The organism is Thermogemmatispora sp. (assembly GCF_019683635.1).
GTDB lineage: Bacteria > Chloroflexota > Ktedonobacteria > Ktedonobacterales > Ktedonobacteraceae > Thermogemmatispora.
The window spans coordinates 1-3599 of the sequence record NZ_JADGIA010000313.1; the positions used below are offsets into that span (position 1 = coordinate 1).

At 59.2% G+C, this 3599-nt stretch carries 3 protein-coding genes; all 3 read right to left on the reverse strand.

Features of this window, described 5'->3' with window-relative positions; all coding sequences use genetic code 11:
* Nucleotides 1–251: 251 nt before the first annotated feature.
* From IRZ31_RS20630 to pdhA, 3 genes are read right to left on the reverse strand one after another with little or no spacing between them, the layout of a single operon-like run.
* Complete coding sequence (locus tag IRZ31_RS20630) at nucleotides 252–1610, reverse strand: pyruvate dehydrogenase complex dihydrolipoamide acetyltransferase (RefSeq protein ID WP_297157445.1); 1359 nt, start codon at nucleotides 1608–1610, stop codon at nucleotides 252–254.
* Nucleotides 1603–2604 (reverse strand): alpha-ketoacid dehydrogenase subunit beta, encoded by a 1002-nt coding sequence (locus tag IRZ31_RS20635; protein ID WP_297157448.1) that lies wholly within the window; start codon nucleotides 2602–2604, stop codon nucleotides 1603–1605. The genes IRZ31_RS20630 and IRZ31_RS20635 overlap by 8 nt, the downstream gene beginning before the upstream one ends.
* Before the next feature lie 2 nt (nucleotides 2605–2606).
* Entirely contained in the window at nucleotides 2607–3587 is a 981-nt protein-coding gene (gene pdhA, locus IRZ31_RS20640) for a pyruvate dehydrogenase (acetyl-transferring) E1 component subunit alpha (protein WP_363325711.1), read from the reverse strand.
* Between the last annotated feature and the right edge of the window lie 12 nt (nucleotides 3588–3599).

The following is a 3599-nucleotide window of genomic DNA, read 5'->3' on the forward strand; positions in this document are numbered from 1 at the left end:
AAGTTTGCCTCTTTATGATCTCTCATGTATAAATATTATATATCGGACCTCGTTTCCTGTCAATAATAGGGAAAAGTTTCCAAAAAAATGGAAGGATTAGGCAGCTTGGAGAAGAAAATCTGGCAGTGCTCTTTCTATCGCCAAAACAAGGAGGCTCTTCTGGTGGTATCAGAAGAGCCTCCTCGCAGCGTCCAAGCCAAGATAGGGCGAGCGCCCACCTGTGCTATCTATCGCTGAGGCTTGTCGCGGCCTTAGCCCAGCAGGCTAAACGGATTCTGCAGTAAACGCTTGACCTCCTGCAAGAAGCGCGCCACCGTCGCCCCATAGAGAATACGATGGTCTGCCGAGACCGTGACATGCATCATATCGCGCAGCACTGGCTGATCATTGATAGGCACAAAGGTACGCCGCACGGAGGCCACCGCCATAATGGCCGCTTCGGGCGGATTGATCACAGCGATGAACTCGCTGACATCAAGCATGCCCATATTGGAAATTGAGAAGGTACCACCCGAAAGATCAGCTGGCGTCAGCTTCCCAGCATGGGCCTTCTCAATCAAAGCGCGGGCCTCACGCGCAATGGTGCGCACTCCTTTGAGATTGGCATCGCGGACCACCGGCACCACCAGGCCATTGGGAATATCCACCGCGATACCAATATTGATGGCCTGATGACGCACAAACTGTCCATCGCGATAGGAGCTGTTGACCTCGGGGAATTTCTCCAGAGCCAGAGCACAGGCTTTAATAATCAGATCATTGACCGAGACTTTGACGCCGCCCTCACCAGCGCTCTCGTTGAGCTGGCGGCGCAGTGCCAGAGCCTCCGTCATATCGATCTCAGTACTGACATAGAAATGCGGGATCGTCTGCTTCGACTCAGTCAGGCGCCGCGCGATAGTCGCCTGCATACGCGAGAGCGGCACCAGCTCCTCAGCAGGAGCCGCCCCAACCTCAGCGGCGGCAGCGGGCGCAGCGACTGGAGGTACTGGGGCGGCTCCCACCCCAGCCTCCGCCGGAGCAGTCACAGTCGCCGTCCGACGGCTTTCAAGGAAAGCCTCGATATCATCGCGCACGATACGCCCACCAGGGCCAGAGCCACGGATCTGGCGCAGGTCAATATTGTGCTCCTCAGCCAGGCGACGGGCTAACGGCGAGGCTTTGATCACGCGATCCCCATTCTCTTGACCAACAGGCGCAATCGACGATGGCACCTCAACCGGCGCCGTAGCTCGCTGACGCGACGATGATGCCTCCTGAGAGACCTCTGCCCCAGAGCCGCCGCTACCGGTGGTACGACCCGCCGTAGAGGAAGCAGTCGTTGTCTGGGAAGCCGGGCGCCCGACGCTGGTCTCCTCCTGGCCAGAAACCGTGGCTCCACTCCCAATCAGCGCAATGACCTGCCCAATCGGAGCACTCTCCCCCTCCTGAACCAGGATCTTTTCCAAGACCCCGCTCTCGTAAGCCTGCAGCTCCATCGTCGCCTTATCGGTCTCGATCTCAGCGAGCACATCCCCTCGCTCAACGCGATCGCCTGGTTTCTTTAACCAGCGAGCAATCGTCCCCTCCTGCATCGTATCGCTGAGCCGGGGCATAGTCACCTCAGGCATAGACAACCCTCCTCTTGCGAATGGCCAGGCGATCGACCGCCTCCACCAGCTGCCGCGCACTGGGCAAAGCCGCCTGCTCTAGCGGCTTCGAATAGGGGAGCGGCACCTCCGCCCCGGCAACACGCTGGATGGGCGCATCCAGATAATCAAACGCCTCCTCCTGAAGAGTGGCCGCCAGCTCGGCCCCAACCCCATAAGAGCGCCAGTCTTCCTCAAAAATGATAGCGCGGTTGGTCTTCTTGACCGAATTGACAATGGTCTCATGGTCAAGCGGACGCAGAGAGCGCACATCAACCACCTCGACGCTGAGCTGGCGCTCCTGCTCCAGCCGCCGGGCAACATCAAGAGCCACCACCGCCATCCGCGAGTAGCTGATAATGGTCAGATCATGACCCTCTTTCATGACCTGAGCCTTGCCAAAGGGGATCGTGTAATCCCCATCGGGTACCTCGCCACGCGTATTGTAAAGCGCCAGATTCTCCAGGAAGAGCACCGGGTTGTCATCACGGACAGCGGTCCGTAGCAACCCCCGGGCATCCGCCGGTGTGGAGGGCGCGACCACCTTGAGGCCAGGAACATGAGCAAACCAGACCTCCAAGTTCTGCGAGTGGGTCGCCGAGAGCTGCTGACCACCACCGCCCGGAGTGCGGATCACCAGAGGAACTGGACACTGGCCGCCGAACATATAATAGATCTTGGCCGCATGGTTGACGATCTCATCCATCGCGAGGGCAATGAAGTTGATCGTCATAATCTCCACGATTGGGCGCAAACCAAGCATGGCGGCCCCGATCGCCAGCCCCACAAAGCCATTCTCACAGATCGGCGTATCAACCACACGCTTCGGACCAAACTCCTGGAGGAGGCCGGCGGTGATCTTGTAAGAACCCTCGAAACGCCCGATCTCCTCGCCGATCAGAAAGACATTCTCATCACGTAGCAGCTCCTCGCGCAGCGTATCGTGCAGCGCCTGGCGATAGGTTATCTCGGCCATACTCAGCGCCCTCCCTCACCGGCATAGACAAAGTCGTAGAGTTCCTCGACCGAAGGAAACTCGCTCTCCTCGGCGAAGCGCACCGCCTCCTCGACCTCCTGCTGAGCCCGCGTCTCTAGCTCCTGGCGCGTCGCCTCATCCATCAGCCCCGCCTCTTTGAGCCGGGTTGCGTAGAGCACAATGGGATCACGCTCGCGCCAGTGCCGTACTTCGTCTTCGGGGCGATAGCGGTCAGGATCAACCACCGAGTGACCGCGGAAGCGATAACTGACCGCCTCGATCAGGCTCGGCTCACGCTCCTCACGTGCAATGCGAGCCGCCGTGCGCACGGCCTCTAAGACAGCCAGAACATCGGTACCATCGACGCGCTCGCTGCGCATATCATAAGCACACGCCTTGCGATAAAGATCGGGAACCGCCGAGCCTTGATCGACACGCGTCCCCATGCCGTACTGATTGTTCACGATGAGGAAGACCACCGGCAGACGATAGAGCTTGGCCAGGTTGAGCGATTCGTGGAAAGGGCCACCATTGGTGGTACCATCGCCCATCTGGCAGGCCACAATCTCGCGCGCGCCCCGATAGGCCAGCGCAAAGGCCGCCCCCACTGCCAGCGGCAACTGCCCGCCTACAATGCCATAACCACCCATGAAGCGCCGCTTAATGTCAAAGAGGTGCATCGATCCCCCACGACCAAGGGAGCAGCCGGTCTTTTTGCCGAACAGCTCAGCCATGACAACAGCGGGCGAGATGCCGCGGCAGATGGCATAGCCGTGCTCGCGATAGTTGGTATAAACGTAGTCGTCGGGCTCCAGGCCGGCACAGAAGCCGACTACAGTGGCCTCTTCGCCAAGATTGAGGTGACAGTAACCGCCGATGCGCGCACGGGTGTACATCTCACCGGCCTTCTCCTCAAAATAGCGAATAAGGACCATCTGGTAATAGTAATTGAGCAGCGTTTCGCGGTCCGTTCCTTCGAGCAGCGAAGCAGGGGA

Excerpts from the sequence above, each read along its gene's own strand:
- IRZ31_RS20630 (WP_297157445.1), bottom strand. The coding sequence starts at position 1,610 with ATGCCTGAGGTGACTATGCCCCGGCTCAGCGATACGATGCAGGAGGGG.
- IRZ31_RS20635 (WP_297157448.1), bottom strand. The coding sequence starts at position 2,604 with ATGGCCGAGATAACCTATCGCCAGGCGCTGCACGATACGCTGCGCGAG.